This is a genomic window from Pseudomonas sp. NFACC24-1 (assembly GCF_900115235.1).
GTDB classification, from domain to species: Bacteria; Pseudomonadota; Gammaproteobacteria; order Pseudomonadales; family Pseudomonadaceae; genus Aquipseudomonas; species Aquipseudomonas fluorescens_AA.
Genome location: NZ_FOVS01000013.1, coordinates 109,816 through 127,467 on the forward strand (window position 1 = coordinate 109,816; position 17,652 = coordinate 127,467).

Sequence of the window (17,652 nt, forward strand, 5' to 3'; positions counted from 1 at the left end):
TGTCGCGGCAAGCATGGCAAGCTACGCGGCTTCAGAGGATCGACTCCATGCGCCCGTCCCACCGCACGACCTTGCTTGCCAGCCTGCTCGCCCTCGGATGCGCCGTCGTCTTGTGGGTGGCCTATGACTGGTTCCAGGGCCGTTTCCTGCGGGCCTTCAGTCAACACACCGCGGTGTTTTCCGGCGACCCTTTGCGCCTGCCCGCCGACCTGGCCGGCCCTGGCGCGATCCGCCTGGTGCATTTCTGGGACCCGGCGTGCCCGTGCAACGTCGGCAATCAGCAACATCTGGCCGAGCTGGTCGATAAATATGGACCACAAGGCGTCGAGTTCTATGCGGTCCAAAAAACGGCCAGCCAAGGTCAACTGCCTGCCACCTTGAGCAGCCTGAAAACCCTCCCGACGCTCCCGGGCTCAAACCAGATTCCTGCCAGCCCAGCGGTGGCGATCTGGGATCGCAGCGGCCAGCTGGCGTACTTCGGCCCTTACAGTGAAGGCCTGACCTGCAATTCGAGCAACAGCTTCATCGAGCCGATTCTCGAGGCGTTGAGCGCTGGCCGGGCGGTCAATGCGACCCATACGATGGCGGTGGGTTGTTATTGTCCGTGGCCAATGACGAAATAAAGCTTGGCTGAAGAAGCCGAATAAAACGCCAAGAGCAATTACATCGGTCGTCTTCATCACGACCTCGATTGTTGTACCGATCTAATTGACAAAAACAAATTCAAAATCTCATGCCACATGAGGAAGAAAAAAAATAACAAGCCGCATTAACTACAAAAAAAGAAACCCCAGTGGTAGCTAAAACTATCAAATTGAATTTCTGCACTGACACACCATATACCTGCGCAAAAATGAAGGTGTTTTTCGGAGAGGGCATTGCAGATATCAATATAAGTGCGAACAGCAACAAGCCAGACAGCCCAAAAAAATAATGCCCTACCCCAAAAGAAATCGCCGGATGTAAAAAATTCTTTATAAGCACACCCATCGCCACTTCATTACAGTTGTTTTTCAAAGTGGAGGCTACGCGACCAGCATAAAACGAAGCGCCCAGTGCTATTAGAGCAATAGGTGCCGCAGTTCTAGCAATCACCTCCATGCTTTCGATGATAAAAAAATCTGTATCGATCATGTGCGGGAGCTTAATCTGCGAAATGAGGGACCCTGTGAGCGCGGAAGTGATCAGTGGATTCTTGAACACCACCCATAGAGTTTTCTTTAAGAAAACGCCTAAAGATCCAGCTTTCGAAATGGAAGAAACCTCCATGACAAGTATTGCAACAGCCGTAAGAACAACGGACTGGAAAACAATTATTGGCACAACCAAAGCTGAATCACCCAACAGCAGTATGAAGATAGGCACCGCCAAGAATGCGGTATTAGTTTGCCCGATAGCAATAAAATTTAAACCAACCTCAACCAGACTCTTTCTCAGAAATATCCTATACACGAAAAATATCACAACCCACAGTATAGAAACACCAACGCCATACGCTTGCACATAAGCGCTGACATTAACGCCTGATGTATAATTGGATTTCAACGTTGTTAAAAAAATCTCTACCGGAAGAGCAAGATAAAAAACATAGTCACTCAGTACCTCATCGGCACCGCGACGCATAAGGCCGGCCAACGAAAGCAAAAAGCCCAAAAATATCAAACCAAATATAGACAACGTTGAATTCAACGACAGCATCAACATAATCAGTCCGCCTTGCCGATCAGCCAGCAGTCAACCGACCGTACTTTACCAACAACAGAGAGTTCCCCTCCTGACAACTCATAAGAAAATGGAAGCTACAAGATCATGTTTGCGCGACACACCTACAAGTTTTCCTTTATGGTCAACAACCAAAACTGCAGACACATCAATACTTACACAGTCTGCAATAAGTTCATATTCATGCACACACCTTAAATTCACCGCCATAACATCCGAGATTTTAAGGTCAAAAATATTATCACTCCCCTTGAGTACTCGAACCATATCGTCATCCGTAAATACACCCAAGGGTCGTGAGAATGTATCTACCACGACGACAAATCCAAGGCGTTTATTCGCCATATAACTGATCGCATCTAAAAACAACGTACCAGGAGGTACCGCAGGGACTTTATCCCCGGTCACCATTACGTCACGAATCTTCACAGTTAGCACTTTTCCAAGATTACCGGCGGGATGGTTTTTTGAGAATTCTTCCTTCGTGAAACGCTTAATCCTCATAAGAGCCATAGCAATAGCGTCTCCGACACCTAATGTAGCGCTGGAGCTTACCGTTGGCGCGAGATTATACGGGCATGCTTCCCTATCAACTTTCAACGCGACGTGCGCACATGTTTTACTTGCCAATTCCGAGTTTGAAAAATTTGTCAACGCTACCGTACTTACACCTATATCATGAAGATATGGAAGCAGAGACAAAATCTCTTCACTTCTACCGCTATACGATATTAACACTGCGAGATCACGTGCCGTAATCATACCTAAGTCCCCATGTTTAGCCTCAGACGGATGGATAAAAAAACTAGGCGTACCAGTGGAGGCTAGGCTTGCCGCAATTTTCTTACCGACATGGCCACTTTTCCCAACACCTAAAATCACCACGTGTCCCTTGCAGGCCAATATAAGTCTAACGACATCGACAAAACCGCTACCCTCCAACTCATTGGAAAGTTTTATCAATGCCTGCCCCTCACGGATCAAAACCTCTCGCCCCAAAGTTAGAACATGTTTATCAGACCCTATATCCAACGACAATTCATCCTTCATAAATCCTTATCTCCTTACGGCTGACATTGGGATCATTTACTAGCAGAGCCCCATCCCTATAATAATTTTTTCGATAGAACGTTACAAAAAAACTATTTCTCTCATAGGGAGCATTGGGATGGTGTGTAGCACCATGCCAGCTATTATTTGACCTCAAAAAAGCAAATGCCACATTAGGTGCATAGGGAATTTTTCTGAACTCCTCAAACCCATCTTCGTTTTTTACGAACAGCCCAAGCCCAGACTCCTTATATTCATCACTCATTGGTAAATACCATCCAAAGGTTATTGCCTTTTCAACAATATCCGTATGCGGAGGCAAATCAAATCCGGCAAAATCCTTGTACAGATGCGGATAAGGAGTGACATCAACACTTGAACCAAGCTTGCTTAGCAAAAGACCCTTGAATTCTTCACCACGAAGAAACTCAACAACATCGATAGAAACCTTCGACCCCAAAAAAACATTACCCAAATCAGCCGAACAGCCTTCAAGAGACAGAGGCAATTCAAAACGTGTTGGACGCCCATTTTTCAAAGTGCTTCTATGCATTAAAGGTTTATACAGGTCCAACGTTGGCAAGCTGGAAACGAATGCGCTGTAATACCCCTCCGGAATAAAGTCCCTCACTTCAAAAAACTTGAACGGTTTACTCACCAGATCAGCATCTGCTATTTTTTTTGAAATATATTCCATGAGTCCGGACATGCCCACCTCCTTACGGCCTTCTCAAGATCCGCCTCTACATAAATCAACCCTATATCCCTCCTATCTTTATAGGTCTCGCCCACGCCCTCTAGCAATGGAATTCTTGTAGTGTATTTCCCAAAAAATCGAAGGAAGCTTCTTACATACAATTTGTTTTAGTAGGAATCACACTCGGTGCCGGGTTATTATTTTTTCAAGATCAATGCTCTACGCTGTTTATCGATAGCCATAGGCACTTAGAAAAGGATTTTTATGAAACGCACCCTCATCGCCTTCCTGTCACTGGTCGTCACCGCGATCATCGTTGCGGGCGGCTACCTCTACAGCAAGCAGCCCACCCGCCAGGGCACGATGCAGGTGCAAGGGCTGCAGGGCTCGGTGACGGTGCGCTACGACGAGCGTGGTGTGCCGCATATCCGCGCCGAGAACGAAACCGACCTGTACCGCGCCCTCGGCTATGTCCATGCCCAGGACCGGCTGTTCCAGATGGAGATCATGCGTCGTCTCGCCCGGGGCGAACTGGCCGAGGTGCTGGGGCCAAAGCTGCTGGACACCGACAAACTGATGCGCAGCCTGCGCATTCGCGAGCGCGCCGCGGCCTATGTGACCGAACAAGACCCGCAATCCCCGGCCTGGATCGCCATGCAGGCCTATCTGGACGGGATCAACGCCTACCAGGACAGCCACACCCGGCCCGTGGAGTTCGATGTGCTGGGCATTCCCAAGCGCCCCTTTACGGCGGAAGACACCGTAAGCATTACCGGCTACATGGCCTACAGCTTCGCGGCGGCGTTCCGTACCGAACCGCTGCTGACCTACGTGCGCGATCAACTGGGCGCCGAGTACCTGAACATCTTCGACCTCGACTGGCAACCCCAGGGTGTGCTGGTCGACGGTCCCAAGCGCGGCCTGCCCCTGGCCGCCGCCGACTGGAAAGACCTCAATGCCCTGGCCCGCCTGAGCGAGCAGGCCCTGGCGGAAAACGGCCTGCCGCAGTTCGAGGGCAGCAACGCCTGGGCGCTTGCCGGCAGCCGTACCCACAGCGGCAAGCCATTGCTGGCGGGCGACCCGCATATCCGCTTTTCCACGCCGTCGGTGTGGTACGAGGCGCACCTGTCCGCGCCGGGTTTCGAGCTCTACGGGCACTACCAGGCCTTGATGCCCTTCGCCACGCTGGGCATGAACAAGGATTTCGGCTGGAGCATCACCATGTTCCAGAACGACGACCTGGACCTGATCGCCGAGAAGGTCAACCCGGACAATCCCGAGCAGGTCTGGTATCGCGGCCAATGGGTGGACATGACCCGCAGCGAACAGCAGATCGCGGTCAAGGGCCAGGCGCCGGTGACGCTGGTGCTGCGCCAGTCGCCCCACGGCCCGATCATCAACGATGTCCTCGGTGCGAACGCCGGCAAGACCCCGGTCGCCATGTGGTGGGGGTTCCTGGAAAGTCGCAACCCGATCCTCGACGCCTTTTACCAGCTCAACCGCGCCGATACCCTGGCCAAGGCCCGTGGCGCCTCGGCCGAGATCCATGCCCCTGGGCTGAACGTGGTGTGGGCCAACGCCAAGGGCGATATCGGCTGGTGGGCCGCCGCGCAACTGCCCAAGCGCCCCGCCGGCGTGAAACCCGCGTTCATCCTCGATGGCAGCAGCCCGGAGTCGGAAAAGGAAGGTTTCTACCCGTTCAGCAGCAACCCCCAGGAAGAGAACCCGGCGCGGGGCTACATCGTCTCGGCCAACTTCCAACCGGTGCCGGCCAGCGGTATCGAGATCCCCGGTTACTACAATCCCGCCGACCGCGGCCAGCAACTCAACCAGCAGCTCAGCGACAAGCAGGCGAAATGGGACATCCCAACCACCCAGAAGCTGCAACTGGGCACCACCACCGCCTACGGCCCTCGCGTGCTCGCGCCGTTGTTGCCGGTGCTGCGTGAAGTGGTCAGCGACCCGCAGGAACGCAAATGGGTGGAACAACTGGCCCAATGGAAAGGTGATTACCCGCTGGACTCCATCAACGCCACGCTGTTCAACCAGTTCCTGTTCAACCTGGCCGACGCCGCCCTGCACGATGAACTGGCCGATGGGTTCTTCGACACCGCGCTGTCGACCCGGGTGATCGACGCGGCCCTGCCACGCCTGGCGGCATCGAAGGATTCACTGTGGTGGGATGACCGCACGACGCTGGGCACCGAAACCCGTGCCGACACGGTGAGCGTCGCCTGGAAGAAAAGCCTGGCGCACCTGCGGGCCACCCTGGGCGACGATGCCACGCAATGGCAATGGGGCAAGGCTCACACCCTGACCCATGGTCATCCGCTGGGCCAGCAAAAGCCGCTTGACCGTGTCTTCAACGTGGGGCCGTTTGCGGCCCCTGGTACCCATGAAGTGCCCAACAACCTCTCCGCCAGAATCGGCCCGGCGCCGTGGCCGGTGACCTACGGGCCTTCGACCCGGCGCATCATCGACTTCGCCGACCCGAGCCATAGCGTCACCATCAACCCCGTCGGCCAGAGCGGCGTGCCGTTCGACAAGCATTACGAGGACCAGGCCGAGGCGTATATGGAAGGGGTCTATTACCAGGCGCACCTGGCCGAGGAAGAAGTGGTCGCCAATACCCGCACGACCCTGAAGCTGCTGCCGGCCCGGGCGCCCTGAACCCGGCGTGCCGATCTTTTTCACCGCTGAACCGGGCTTGATCGTCACGGATGGTCAAGACTACAGGGGCTCACTTCCCCGCCTCTTTCACAGGAGTCAACGCTATGTTCAATAACTGGTCCGAACTGCTGCCCACCATCAAGAGCGCCTTTGGCGCCCTGGGCAAGAGCAATCCGAAGATGGTCAAGGCCTACATGGCCCTGGACGAAGCCGCGGCTGAAAACAACGTGCTCGATGCCAAGACCCGCGAGCTGATCTCCATCGCCGTGGCCATCACCACACGCTGCGACGGCTGCATTGGCGTTCACACCGACGCCGCCATCAAGGCCGGCGCCACCCGTGAAGAAATCGCCGCGACCCTGGCCACCGCCGTGTCATTGAATGCCGGCGCGGCGTACATCTATTCCCTGCGAGCCCTGGAGGCCCATGACGCGTTGAAGAAGTGAACGGCCAATAACCTGCCGGCCGCTATCGCGAGCAAGCTCGCTCCCACAGGTATCGATCGTTCCCACGCGCCGCGTGGGAATGCCGCCAGGGACGCTCCGCGTTCCGCTTCTGGAAGGGGACGCAGAGCGTCACGGGATGCATTCCCACGCAGAGCGTGGGAACGATCGACATCTGCATTGACTGTCACACCGCTATCGCGAGCAAGCCCGCTCCCGCATTCAGACCGGTGCTGTCTCGGCCCGGCGGACTTCCGGTTGTTTCCAGGAGTCGGCGGCGCTTTCTTCGATGGCTTGCTGGATCGCGCGCTTGCGATTCTCCTCGGCCCGGCGGCTGAAGTACCAGACCAGGAAGGTAACCAGCGACACCGCCAGCAGGATCAGGCTCGCCACGGCATTGATTTCCGGCTTTACTCCCAGGCGCACGGCCGAGAAGACTTCCATCGGCAAGGTCGTCGAGCCAGGGCCGGAGACGAAGCTCGCCAGCACCAGGTCATCCAGGGACAACGCGAACGACATCATGCCCCCCGCCGCCAGCGACGGCGCGATCATCGGGATGGTGATCAAAAAGAACACCTTCCACGGCCGGGCACCGAGGTCCATGGCGGCCTCTTCGATGGACAGGTCCAGCTCACGCAAACGTGCCGAGACCACCACCGCCACATAGGCCGCGCAGAACGTGGTGTGGGCGATCCAGATCGTGACGATGCCACGCTCCTGGGGCCAGCCAATCATCTGCGCCATGGCGACGAACAGCAGCAACAGCGACAGACCTGTGATGACTTCCGGCATCACCAGCGGCGCGGTGACCAGGCCGCCGAACAGCGTGCGGCCCTTGAAGTGGGTGATGCGGGTCAACACGAAGGCCGCCAGCGTCCCCAGGGCCACCGCGGCAATCGCCGTGTAGCAGGCGATTTCCAGCGAGCGCACCACCGAGCCCATCAACTGACTGTTGTCCAGCAGGCCGACGTACCACTTGATCGACCAGCCGCCCCACACCGTCACCAGTTTCGAGGCGTTGAACGAATAGATCACCAGGATCAGCATCGGTGCGTAGATGAACAGCAAACCCAGCACCAGCATCAGGCTTGAAAAACTGAAGCGCTTCATTCCTTGCCCTCCATTTCTTTGGCCTGACTGCGGTTGAACAGGATGATGGGCACGATCAGGATCGCCAGCATCACCACCGCCAGGGCGGATGCCACCGGCCAGTCTCGGTTATTGAAGAATTCCTGCCACAGCACTTTGCCGATCATCAGGGTTTCCGGGCCGCCCAGCAGTTCCGGGATCACGAACTCGCCCACCACCGGGATGAACACCAGCATGCAGCCGGCGACGATGCCGTTCTTGGACAGCGGCACAGTGATTTTCCAGAAACTGTTGAAGGTACTCGACCCCAGGTCCGACGCGGCTTCCAACAGGCTGGCGTCATGTTTCACCAAGTTGGCGTACAGCGGCAGGATCATGAACGGCAGATAGGAGTAGACGACCCCGATATACACCGCCAGGTTGGTGTTGAGGATCTGCAGCGGTTCGCTGATCCAACCCATGCTCAGCAAAAAGCCGTTGAGCAAGCCGTTGTTGCTGAGGATGCCCATCCACGCGTAGACGCGGATCAGGATCGCGGTCCAGGTCGGCATCATGATCAGCAGCACCAGCACCGTCTGCATCTCTTTGCGAGCGTTGGCGATGCCATAGGCCATCGGGTAGCCGATCACCAGGCACAAGAGCGTGCTGATCAGGGCCATTTTCAGCGAACCGAGGTAGGCGGCGATGTACAGCTCGTCCTCGCTCAGCATCGCGTAGTTGGCAAGGTTGAGCAGCACCTGCAGCTTCTGGTCGACGTAGCTGTAGATCTCGGTGTATGGCGGGATGGCCACGTCGGCTTCGGCAAAGCTGATCTTCAGGACGATGAAGAACGGCAGCATGAAGAACAGGAACAGCCAGATGAAGGGCACCCCGATGACCAGTTGGCGGCCACCGGGCGTTATTCGATCGAGTCGGCGTTTGAGTTTGCGCATGTTCATGAGCGAAGCACCACGCCGCTGTCGTCTTCCCACCAGACGAACACCTGGTCGCCCCAGGTCGGGCGCTGGCCACGGCGTTCGGCGTTGGCCACGAAGGACTGTACCAGTTTGCCACTTGGCAGCTCGACGTAGAACACCGAGTGGCCGCCCAGGTAGGCGATGTCATGGACCTTGCCGCTGGACCAGTTGTGCTCGCAGGTCGGCGGCTCGGAAGTGACCAGCAGTTTTTCCGGGCGAATGGCGTAGGTCACGGACTTGTCCTGCACCGAGGTGCTGATGCCGTGGCCGACGTAGATGTTGCGGTCCAGGTCCTTGCAGGTCAGCACCGCGTGGCCTTCGGCGTCGTCCACCACTTCGGTCTCGAAGATGTTGACGTTGCCGATGAACTCGCAGACCAGCCGGCTGGTCGGGGTCTCGTAGATGTCGATCGGGCTGCCGATCTGGGCGATCCAGCCCAGGTGCATGATCGCGATACGTTCGGCCATGGTCATGGCCTCTTCCTGGTCGTGGGTCACCATGACGCAAGTCACGCCAACCCGCTCGATGATCTCCACCAGCTCCAGTTGCATCTGCGAGCGCAGTTTTTTATCCAGCGCGCCCATCGGCTCATCGAGCAGCAACAGCTTCGGCCGTTTGGCCAGGGAACGGGCCAAGGCCACACGCTGGCGCTGGCCGCCGGAGAGCTGATGCGGCTTGCGCTTGGCGTACTGGCTCATCTGCACCAGCTTGAGCATCTCCGCCACGCGAGCATCGATCTCGGCCTTCGGAATCTTGTCCTGTTGCAGGCCGAAGGCGATGTTCTGCGCCACGGTCATATGCGGGAACAGGGCGTAGGACTGGAACATCATATTGATCGGCCGCTCATAGGGCGGCATGTCGGTGATGTCCACACCGTCGAGGAAAATCCGTCCCTCGGTGGGCCGCTCGAAACCGGCCAGCATGCGCAGCAAGGTGGATTTGCCCGATCCCGAACCGCCGAGCAAGGCGAAGATCTCGCCTTTCTTGATTTCCAGGGACACATCGTCCACGGCAATCGTCTCGTCGAACTTCTTCGTGACCCGGTCGATTTTGACCAGCACCTGTTTGGGTGTCTGGTCGCCCTCGAGGGCTTTCTTATAGGCGCCGGAGGCAACTGCCATTTACGAAACTCCCACAGAATTTGCAGTTCGCCCTACTCGGACGAACAAGAGTGTTGAGGTTATTTACCCGACTTGACCTTGGTCCAGCTGCGGGTCATGAGGCGTTGGATCTTGGGCGGCAACTCGGAGTTGACGTAGAGCTTGTCGACGACCGCTTGCGGTGGGTAAACCGCTTCATCGGTGCGTACTTTCTGGTCCATCAGTTCGCCGGCCTTCGGGTTCGGGTTGGCATAACCGACAACGTCGCTGACCTGGGCGATGACCTCAGGCTTGAGCACATAGTTGATGAAGGCATGCGCTTGCTTGACGTTGGTGGCGTCACGCGGGATCGCCAACATGTCGAACCAGAGATTGCCGCCTTCCTTGGGAATCACGTAGGCGATGTTGACGCCCTTGCCGGCCTCGCTGGCACGAGCGCGGGCCTGGAAGATGTCGCCGGAAAAACCGGCCGCCACGCAGATCTCGCCATTGGCCAGGTCGGAGATGTACTTGGAGGAATTGAAGTAGGTCACGTAAGGCCGGATCTTGAGCAGCTGCGCCTCGGCCTTCTTGTAGTCTTCGGGGTCTTCGCTGTTGGGGTTCAGGCCCAGGTAATTGAGCATCGCCGGGATCATTTCGTCGCCCGAGTCGAGGAACGAAACACCGCAGCTGGACAGCTTCTTGATGTTTTCCGGTTCGAACAGCATGGCCCACGAATCGATCTTCTCGACGCCCAGGACCGCCTTGATCTTCTCGACGTTATAGCCGATGCCGTTGGTGCCCCATAGGTAAGGCACGGCGTACTGGTTGCCCGGGTCGTTCTTTTCCAGGCGCTTGAGCAGCGCAGGGTCGAGGTTGGCGTAGTTGGGCAACTGCGCCTTGTCGAGCTTCTGGAACGCTCCGGCCTTGATCTGCTTGCCCAGGAAGTGGTTGGACGGCACGACCACGTCGTAACCGGTACGTCCGGCCAGCAACTTGCCTTCCAGGGTTTCGTTGGAGTCGAACACGTCATACACCGGCTTGATGCCAGTGGCTTTTTCGAAATCCGCCAAGGTGGTCTCGCCAATGTAGTCCGACCAATTATAAATATGCACGGTGGAAGCGGCCTGGACACTGACGGCGAGCGTCAGGCCGGCGCCGACCAGCAAGGCGTTGCGTAACAAAGAAAAGACTGGCACGTGGAGGTCCTCTTAAATAGTTGGGCCCAAGTTGCCCCCGTTACTTGGCCACGATGGACCCTGCAACAAAACCGGCGCGCAACTTACCCTCGATAAACCGATCCAGCAAAACTTTTAGTTATTGAGTTGCTCCTGTTGCCGCCGCAGCAATGCCAGCGACAACAGGAGGATGCTTCAGACCGGCTTATTTACCGGACTTGATCTTGGTCCAGCTGCGGGTCAGGATCCGCTGGGTCGCCGGCGGCAGATCGCTGATGGCGTACAGCTTGGCCTTCACTTCGTCCGATGGGTAAATGCTCGGGTCACCGGAGATTTCCTTGTCCACCAGAGCGGTGGCGGCCTTGTTGCCGTTAGGGAAACGCACGTTGTCGGTGATCTCCGCCATGATTTCCGGCTGCATGATGAAGTTCATCCATTTATAAGCGGCCTCGACATTTTCGGCATCCTTGGGAATGGCGACCATGTCATAGAACGAACCGGCACCTTCCTTCGGAATGGTGTAGGCCACTTTCACTTTGCCGCCAGCCTCGGCAGCACGGCTCTTGGATTGCTCGATATCACCCGAGTAGCCCACGGCGACGCAGATGTTGCCGTTGGCCAGGTCGGAAATGTATTTGGAAGAGTGGAAGTAACCGATCGATGGACGCAACTTGAGGAACAGCGCTTCGGCCTCGGCCAGTTGTTTCTTGTCCTGGCTGTCGGTCGGGTAGCCAAGGTAATGCAGGGCCACCGGAATCATTTCGGTTGGCGAATCGAGGAAGCTCACGCCGCAGCTCTTGAGCTTGGCGATGTTCTCGGGCTTGAGCAGGGTGTCCCAGGAATCGATCTTGTCGACGCCCAATGCGGCCTTGACCTTCTCGGGGTTGTAACCGATGCCGATGGTGCCCCACATGTAAGGGAAGGCGTGTTTGTTGCCTTGGTCGCTGGCATCGCCGACAGCCTTGAGCAGGTCGGTGTCCAGGTTCTTCCAGTTCGGCAGCTTGGACTTGTCCAGCTCCTGGTAGACCCCGGCCTTGATCTGCTTGGCCAGGAAGTTGTTCGACGGCACCACGATGTCATAACCGGACTTGCCGGCCAGCAACTTGGCTTCCAGGGTTTCGTTGCTGTCGAACACGTCGTAGACGACTTTGATCCCCGTTTCTTTCTCGAACTTGGCGACGGTGTCCGGCGCAATGTAGTCGGACCAGTTGTAGACATGCAGCACTTTGTCGTCCGCCTGAACGGCGCCCGCCATCACGCCCATCAGGGACATGGCCAGGAGGGTCTTGCCAGCTATCTTCATACCTAATGCCTTCATGGATTGATGCTCCAGTTATTCTTTTTAGCCACGTTCAGTAGCCGGCTCGCGGGCAACTTGAACAGGCGGTAGTCTGGCAAGTTACAGGGCAGGCTTTCAACACAGGCCCAGCCTTTTGTTCACGCTGGGCGAGGCCCTTGCAGGCACCTCGTCCAGAGCCTAGCACTTAGCCCTGCAACGCACTGAGCGTCAGGTCCAGGCACTGCCGCGCCTTGGTCACCAATTCATCGATCTCGGCCTTGCTGATCACCAGCGGCGGCGCAATGATCATGGTGTCGCCCACCGCGCGCATGATCAGCCCGTTATCGAAGCAGAACTGCCGGCAGATCATGCCCACGCTCTTGCCTTCGTAGCGTTTGCGCGTGGCCTTGTCCTGGACCAGTTCGATCGCCCCCAGCAAACCGACCCCGCGTACTTCACCCACCAGCGGATGATCGTTCAGTTCCCGTAAACGCTTCTGCAAATAGGGTGCCGTTTCGCCATGGACACGCTCGATGATCTTCTCGTCGCGCAGGATGCGGATGTTTTCCAGGGCCACCGCCGCGGCCACCGGGTGACCGGAGTAGGTAAAGCCGTGGTTGAAGTCACCGCCTTCGTTGAGCACCGCGACCACGTCGTCGCGCACGATCAGCCCACCCATGGGGATATAGCCGGAGGTCAGGCCCTTGGCGATGGTCATCATGTGCGGTTTCAACCCGTAATGGTCGGTACCGAACCACTCACCGGTGCGGCCGAAGCCACAGATCACTTCGTCGGCCACGAACAGAATGTCGTACTTGGCGAGGATTTCCTTCATGCGCGGCCAGTAGCTGTCCGGCGGCACGATCACGCCACCGGCGCCCTGGATCGGCTCGGCGATGAAGGCACCGACGTTGTCCACGCCGATCTCCAGGATCTTTTCTTCCAACTGGTTGGCCGCCCACACGCCGAACTCTTCGGGGCTCATGTCGCCGCCTTCGCCGAACCAGTAAGGCTGGGCGATGTGGACAATGCCCGGGATCGGCAGGTCGCCCTGCTCGTGCATATAGGTCATGCCGCCCAGGCTCGCGCCCGCGACGGTCGAACCGTGATAACCGTTCTTGCGGCTGATGATGACTTTCTTGTTCGGCTGGCCCTTGATCGCCCAATAGTGGCGGACCATGCGCAGCATGGTGTCGTTGCCCTCGGAGCCGGAACCGGTGAAGAACACGTGATTCATGCCTTCAGGGGCGATGTCGGCGATGGCTTTGGACAATTCCAGCACCGGCGGGTGGGCCGTCTGGAAGAACAGGTTGTAGTACGGCAGTTCGCGCATCTGCTGGCTGGCGGCGTCGGCCAGTTCCTCGCGGCCATAACCGACGGCCACGCACCAGAGGCCGGCCATGCCGTCGAGGATCTTGTTGCCTTCACTGTCCCAGAGGTAGACACCCTTGGCGTGGGTGATGATGCGCGGGCCTTTCTCTTTGAGCTGCTTGAAATCGCTGAACGGCGCCAAGTGATGATCGTTGCTCAGGGCCTGCCATTCACGGGTTTGCGGGTTATTGCGGGTCATGCGAATTCTCCTGTTATCGGTGAAGGCGAAGCTGCCTGAAGCAGCCTCGCCCGGCGCTTCAGACGGCAAAGAGCAGGAATTCCCGCTCCCACGAACTGATGACGCGCTTGAAGTTTTCATGCTCGGCCCGCTTGACCGCGACGTAGCCTGTGATGAATTTCTTGCCCAGGTATTTCTCGATGGTGGTGCTGTTTTCCATGCGTTCCAGGGCGTCTTCGATGGTCAGCGGCAAACGCAGGTTGCGGCGCTCGTAGCCACGGCCCACCACCGGCGCGCTCGGGTCGATGCCTTCGACCATGCCGATGAAGCCACACAGCAGGCTGGCGGCAATCGCCAGGTACGGGTTGGCGTCGGCGCCCGGCAAGCGGTTTTCCACCCGACGGTTCTGCGGCCCGGCGTCCGGCACGCGCAGGCCGACGGTGCGGTTCTCTTCGCCCCACTCCACGTTCACCGGTGCCGAGGTGTCCGGCAGGAAGCGGCGGAACGAGTTGACGTTGGGGGCGAACAGCGGCAACAGCTCGGGGATGAACTTCTGCAAGCCACCGATGTGGTGCAGGAACAGATCGCTCATGGTCCCGTCTTCATTGGAGAAGACGTTCTTGCCGGTTTCCTTGTCGATGATGCTCTGGTGCAGGTGCATCGCACTGCCCGGCTCGCCGGTCATGGGCTTGGCCATGAAGGTGGCGGCCACGTCGTGCTTGAGTGCCGCCTCGCGCATGGTGCGCTTGAACACCAGGATCTGGTCGGCCAGGGACAGGGCATCGCCGTGACGGAAATTGATTTCCATCTGCGCCGTGCCGTCCTCGTGGATCAGGGTATCGAGGTCCAGCTCCTGCAGTTCGCACCAGTCGTAGACGTCTTCGAACAGCGGATCGAATTCGTTGGCCGCTTCGATCGAGAAAGACTGGCGACCGGTTTCCGGGCGGCCAGAGCGGCCAATGGGCGGTTGCAGCGGAAAGTCCGGGTCGTCGCTGCGCTTGGTCAGGTAGAACTCCATTTCCGGCGCGACGATGGGCTGCCAACCTTTGTCGGCATAAAGCTTGAGCACTTTCTTGAGCACGTTGCGCGGCGACAGCTCGATGGGGTTGCCCTGCTTGTCGTAGGCGTCGTGGATGACCTGGGCGGTGGGCTCGATGGCCCACGGCACAAGGAACACGGCGTTCTCGTCCGGGCGGCAGATCATGTCGATGTCAGCCGGGTCGAGCAGTTCGTAATAGATGTCGTCTTCGACATAGTCGCCCGTAACGGTCTGGAGCAGAACGCTCTCGGGCAGGCGCATGCCTTTCTCGGCGATGAACTTGTTGGTCGGCGAGATCTTGCCCCGGGTGATACCGGTCAGGTCGCCAATCATGCATTCGACTTCTGTGATCTTGTGGTCTTTCAACCAATCGGTGAGCTGGTCGAGGTTGTTACTCATAAATGCCTCTAGGCGTGAGTTTCCTGACTGCTATTAGTTGTCAGGCGTTGTTTGACGCATCTGCGTCGCGTTGTGTTGCCCTTGCTCGGCAGGCATCGCCAAATGCCTGGAAAATCGCAAGGTAGTGCGGGTTAGAGCTTACCTCCCATTCAGGGTGCCATTGCACACCTAAAGCAAAAGCCTTGCCTTCTGGCACCGAAACAGCCTCGATCAGGCCATCCGGCGCCACCGCTTCGGCCCGCAGCCCAGGCGCCAGGCGCTCGATGCCCTGGCTGTGGATCGAGTTGACCTCAATCAACCGGGGCAGCCCCAGGCCTGCCAGTATGCCGCCAGGCTGGATGTGCACGGCGTGGGCAGGACCGTATTGGACCTCCACCGCTTGCGTCTCGTCTTCACGATGATCGATGAACGTTCCGACTTCATGAACTTTCTGATGCAGGCTGCCGCCAAAGGCTACGTTCATCTCCTGGAAACCGCGACAAATGCCCAGCACCGGGACGCCCGCCTCGACAGCGGCGCGGATCAGCGGCAGGGTGGTGGCGTCCCGTGCAGGATCATGGGCAGTGCCCGGCGCGCTGGCTGGGCCCTGATAGTGAAAAGGTTCTACATTGGAAGGAGAGCCGGTCAGAAGAATGCCGTCCAGGGCGTCCAGAATATCGGACGGCGGGAACAGATCCGCCAGGGACGGAAGCAGCACTGGCAAGCCCTTGGCAGCTGTCGCGACAGCCCGGGCATATTTATCGCCGCTGGTGTGATAAGCATGCAGACCCATCTGCCTGGAGCAGGTGGTGACGCCGATTAACGGCAGGCGAGACATGAAGCACCCCGGTATTATTGCTGTTATGGGTTTGAATCGAGCTTAGCCTTGTTCATTTTTTTACACAACACCCCCGTAAAAAATACAACACGGCCCGCTCAAGCCTGCGGGCGCCAAGGCCCCTAAAGGGAAAAAAACGCCCTAAATTGCCTCAAAAAAGCCCTGCAGGTGCTTTTTTAGGGCAAAAAAGGCCCTGCTTGACTTCGGCATGCCGTTCGGGTTGACTGGCTTTCGAAGAGATCAATGATTGATATTTTTAACAACAAAGGTGTTGCATCATGTCGGTACCCCCGCGTGCCGTTCAGCTTAACGAAGCGAACGCGTTCCTTAAGGAACATCCTGAGGTTCTGTACGTTGACCTTCTGATTGCGGATATGAATGGTGTGGTGCGCGGCAAGCGCATAGAACGCACCAGCCTCCACAAGGTTTACGAGAAAGGCATCAACCTGCCGGCCTCTTTATTTGCTCTGGATATCAATGGCTCTACGGTGGAAAGCACCGGCCTGGGCCTGGATATCGGTGATGCTGACCGGATCTGTTATCCAATCCCTGACACCCTGTGCAACGAGCCTTGGCAGAAGCGCCCGACTGCGCAACTGTTGATGACCATGCACGAACTCGAAGGCGAACCTTTCTTCGCCGATCCCCGTGAAGTCCTGCGCCAAGTCGTGACCAAGTTCGATGAACTGGGCCTGACCATCTGCGCCGCATTCGAGCTGGAGTTCTACCTGATCGACCAGGAGAACGTGAATGGACGCCCACAACCGCCCCGCTCGCCGATTTCCGGCAAACGCCCGCATTCGACACAGGTCTACCTGATCGATGACCTCGACGAATACGTCGATTGCCTCCAGGACATTCTGGAAGGGGCCAAGGAGCAAGGCATTCCCGCCGACGCCATCGTCAAGGAAAGTGCCCCGGCGCAGTTCGAAGTGAACCTGCACCACGTGGCCGATCCGATCAAGGCTTGCGACTACGCGGTACTGCTCAAGCGCCTGATCAAGAACATCGCCTACGACCATGAAATGGACACCACCTTCATGGCCAAGCCGTATCCGGGCCAGGCGGGCAACGGGTTGCACGTCCACATTTCGATTCTGGATAAAGACGGCAAGAATATCTTTGCCAGCGAGGATCCCGAGCAGAACGCCGCACTGCGTCACGCGATCGGCGGTGTGCTCGAGACCCTGCCCGCGCAGATGGCTTTCCTCTGCCCGAACGTCAACTCCTACCGTCGTTTCGGCGCACAGTTCTACGTGCCGAACTCGCCGACCTGGGGCCTGGACAACCGCACCGTGGCCTTGCGCGTGCCGACCGGCTCGGCCGATGCCGTGCGCCTGGAACACCGCGTCGCCGGCGCCGATGCCAACCCCTACCTGCTGATGGCGGCCGTGTTGGCGGGCGTGCACCATGGCCTGGTCAACAAGATCGAGCCCGGTGCGCCAGTGGAAGGCAACAGCTACGAGCAAAACGAGCAAAGCCTGCCGAACAACTTGCGCGATGCCCTGCGCGAACTGGACGACAGCGAAGTCATGGCCAAGTACATCGATCCGAAATACATCGATATCTTCGTGGCCTGCAAGGAGAGTGAGCTGGAGGAGTTCGAACACTCCATCTCCGACCTTGAGTACAACTGGTACCTGCATACCGTGTAAGCGGTTGCGGTAAAAAAAGAAACGCCGCAG

The 17,652-nt window shown here is 57.6% G+C and carries 15 protein-coding genes; 4 read left to right on the forward strand and 11 right to left on the reverse strand.

Annotated features, from left to right (window positions below; genetic code table 11):
* The first annotated feature begins 47 nt into the window (after positions 1-47).
* A complete protein-coding gene (locus BM317_RS14290) occupies positions 48-623 on the forward strand; it encodes a DUF6436 domain-containing protein (protein ID WP_092170628.1) in 576 nt (191 codons plus the stop codon).
* Between the two features lie 100 nt (positions 624-723).
* On the opposite strand, the gene BM317_RS14295 is transcribed toward BM317_RS14290, so the two are convergent.
* The 3 genes from BM317_RS14295 to BM317_RS14305 form a co-directional block, all read right to left on the reverse strand.
* The gene (locus BM317_RS14295) at positions 724-1,704 is read right to left on the reverse strand and encodes an AEC family transporter (RefSeq protein ID WP_092474714.1); all 981 of its coding nucleotides are present in this window, start codon (positions 1,702-1,704) and stop codon (positions 724-726) included.
* A gap of 78 nt (positions 1,705-1,782) precedes the next feature.
* Positions 1,783-2,772, reverse strand: a complete 990-nt coding sequence (locus BM317_RS14300) for a KpsF/GutQ family sugar-phosphate isomerase (protein ID WP_092474717.1) — start codon at positions 2,770-2,772, stop codon at positions 1,783-1,785.
* Positions 2,762-3,481: a hypothetical protein gene (locus BM317_RS14305; protein WP_092170616.1), complete on the reverse strand. Its 720-nt coding sequence runs from the start codon at positions 3,479-3,481 to the stop codon at positions 2,762-2,764. The genes BM317_RS14300 and BM317_RS14305 overlap by 11 nt, the downstream gene beginning before the upstream one ends.
* Positions 3,482-3,733: 252 nt before the next feature.
* Between BM317_RS14305 and BM317_RS14310 the strand changes: the two genes are divergently transcribed.
* Both BM317_RS14310 and BM317_RS14315 read left to right on the forward strand, forming a co-directional pair.
* Complete coding sequence (locus tag BM317_RS14310; RefSeq protein ID WP_092474720.1) at positions 3,734-6,139, forward strand: penicillin acylase family protein; 2,406 nt, start codon at positions 3,734-3,736, stop codon at positions 6,137-6,139.
* Positions 6,140-6,243: 104 nt separating this feature from the next.
* Positions 6,244-6,585, forward strand: coding sequence for a carboxymuconolactone decarboxylase family protein (locus BM317_RS14315; RefSeq protein WP_014340738.1), 342 nt, complete (start codon positions 6,244-6,246; stop codon positions 6,583-6,585).
* A 219-nt stretch (positions 6,586-6,804) separates the two neighbouring features.
* Here the strand turns inward: BM317_RS14315 and BM317_RS14325 are convergent, their stop codons facing one another.
* The 8 genes from BM317_RS14325 to BM317_RS14360 form a co-directional block, all read right to left on the reverse strand.
* Complete coding sequence (locus tag BM317_RS14325) at positions 6,805-7,692, reverse strand: ABC transporter permease subunit (protein WP_060740161.1); 888 nt, start codon at positions 7,690-7,692, stop codon at positions 6,805-6,807.
* Positions 7,689-8,609 carry an ABC transporter permease subunit gene (locus BM317_RS14330; protein WP_092170607.1) on the reverse strand — a complete coding sequence of 307 codons (921 nt, stop codon included), beginning with the start codon at positions 8,607-8,609 and terminating at the stop codon, positions 7,689-7,691. Before BM317_RS14330 ends, BM317_RS14325 begins: the two co-directional genes overlap by 4 nt.
* Positions 8,606-9,748: an ABC transporter ATP-binding protein gene (locus BM317_RS14335; protein WP_060740159.1), complete on the reverse strand. Its 1,143-nt coding sequence runs from the start codon at positions 9,746-9,748 to the stop codon at positions 8,606-8,608. Before BM317_RS14335 ends, BM317_RS14330 begins: the two co-directional genes overlap by 4 nt.
* 59 nt (positions 9,749-9,807) lie before the next feature.
* The gene (locus BM317_RS14340) at positions 9,808-10,905 is read right to left on the reverse strand and encodes a polyamine ABC transporter substrate-binding protein (protein ID WP_072405949.1); all 1,098 of its coding nucleotides are present in this window, start codon (positions 10,903-10,905) and stop codon (positions 9,808-9,810) included.
* Positions 10,906-11,089: 184 nt separating this feature from the next.
* The gene (locus BM317_RS14345) at positions 11,090-12,187 is read right to left on the reverse strand and encodes a polyamine ABC transporter substrate-binding protein (RefSeq protein ID WP_092170604.1); all 1,098 of its coding nucleotides are present in this window, start codon (positions 12,185-12,187) and stop codon (positions 11,090-11,092) included.
* 181 nt (positions 12,188-12,368) lie between these two features.
* Positions 12,369-13,733: an aspartate aminotransferase family protein gene (locus BM317_RS14350; protein ID WP_092474727.1), complete on the reverse strand. Its 1,365-nt coding sequence runs from the start codon at positions 13,731-13,733 to the stop codon at positions 12,369-12,371.
* A 58-nt stretch (positions 13,734-13,791) separates the two neighbouring features.
* Positions 13,792-15,150, reverse strand: a complete 1,359-nt coding sequence (locus tag BM317_RS14355) for a glutamine synthetase family protein (protein ID WP_060740155.1) — start codon at positions 15,148-15,150, stop codon at positions 13,792-13,794.
* Between the two features lie 40 nt (positions 15,151-15,190).
* Entirely contained in the window at positions 15,191-15,967 is a 777-nt protein-coding gene (locus BM317_RS14360; RefSeq protein ID WP_092170595.1) for a gamma-glutamyl-gamma-aminobutyrate hydrolase family protein, read from the reverse strand.
* Between the two features lie 278 nt (positions 15,968-16,245).
* Here BM317_RS14360 and BM317_RS14365 point away from each other — a divergent pair, with 278 nt between their 5' ends.
* Complete coding sequence (locus BM317_RS14365) at positions 16,246-17,622, forward strand: glutamine synthetase family protein (protein WP_025216023.1); 1,377 nt, start codon at positions 16,246-16,248, stop codon at positions 17,620-17,622.
* The last annotated feature ends 30 nt before the right edge of the window (positions 17,623-17,652 follow it).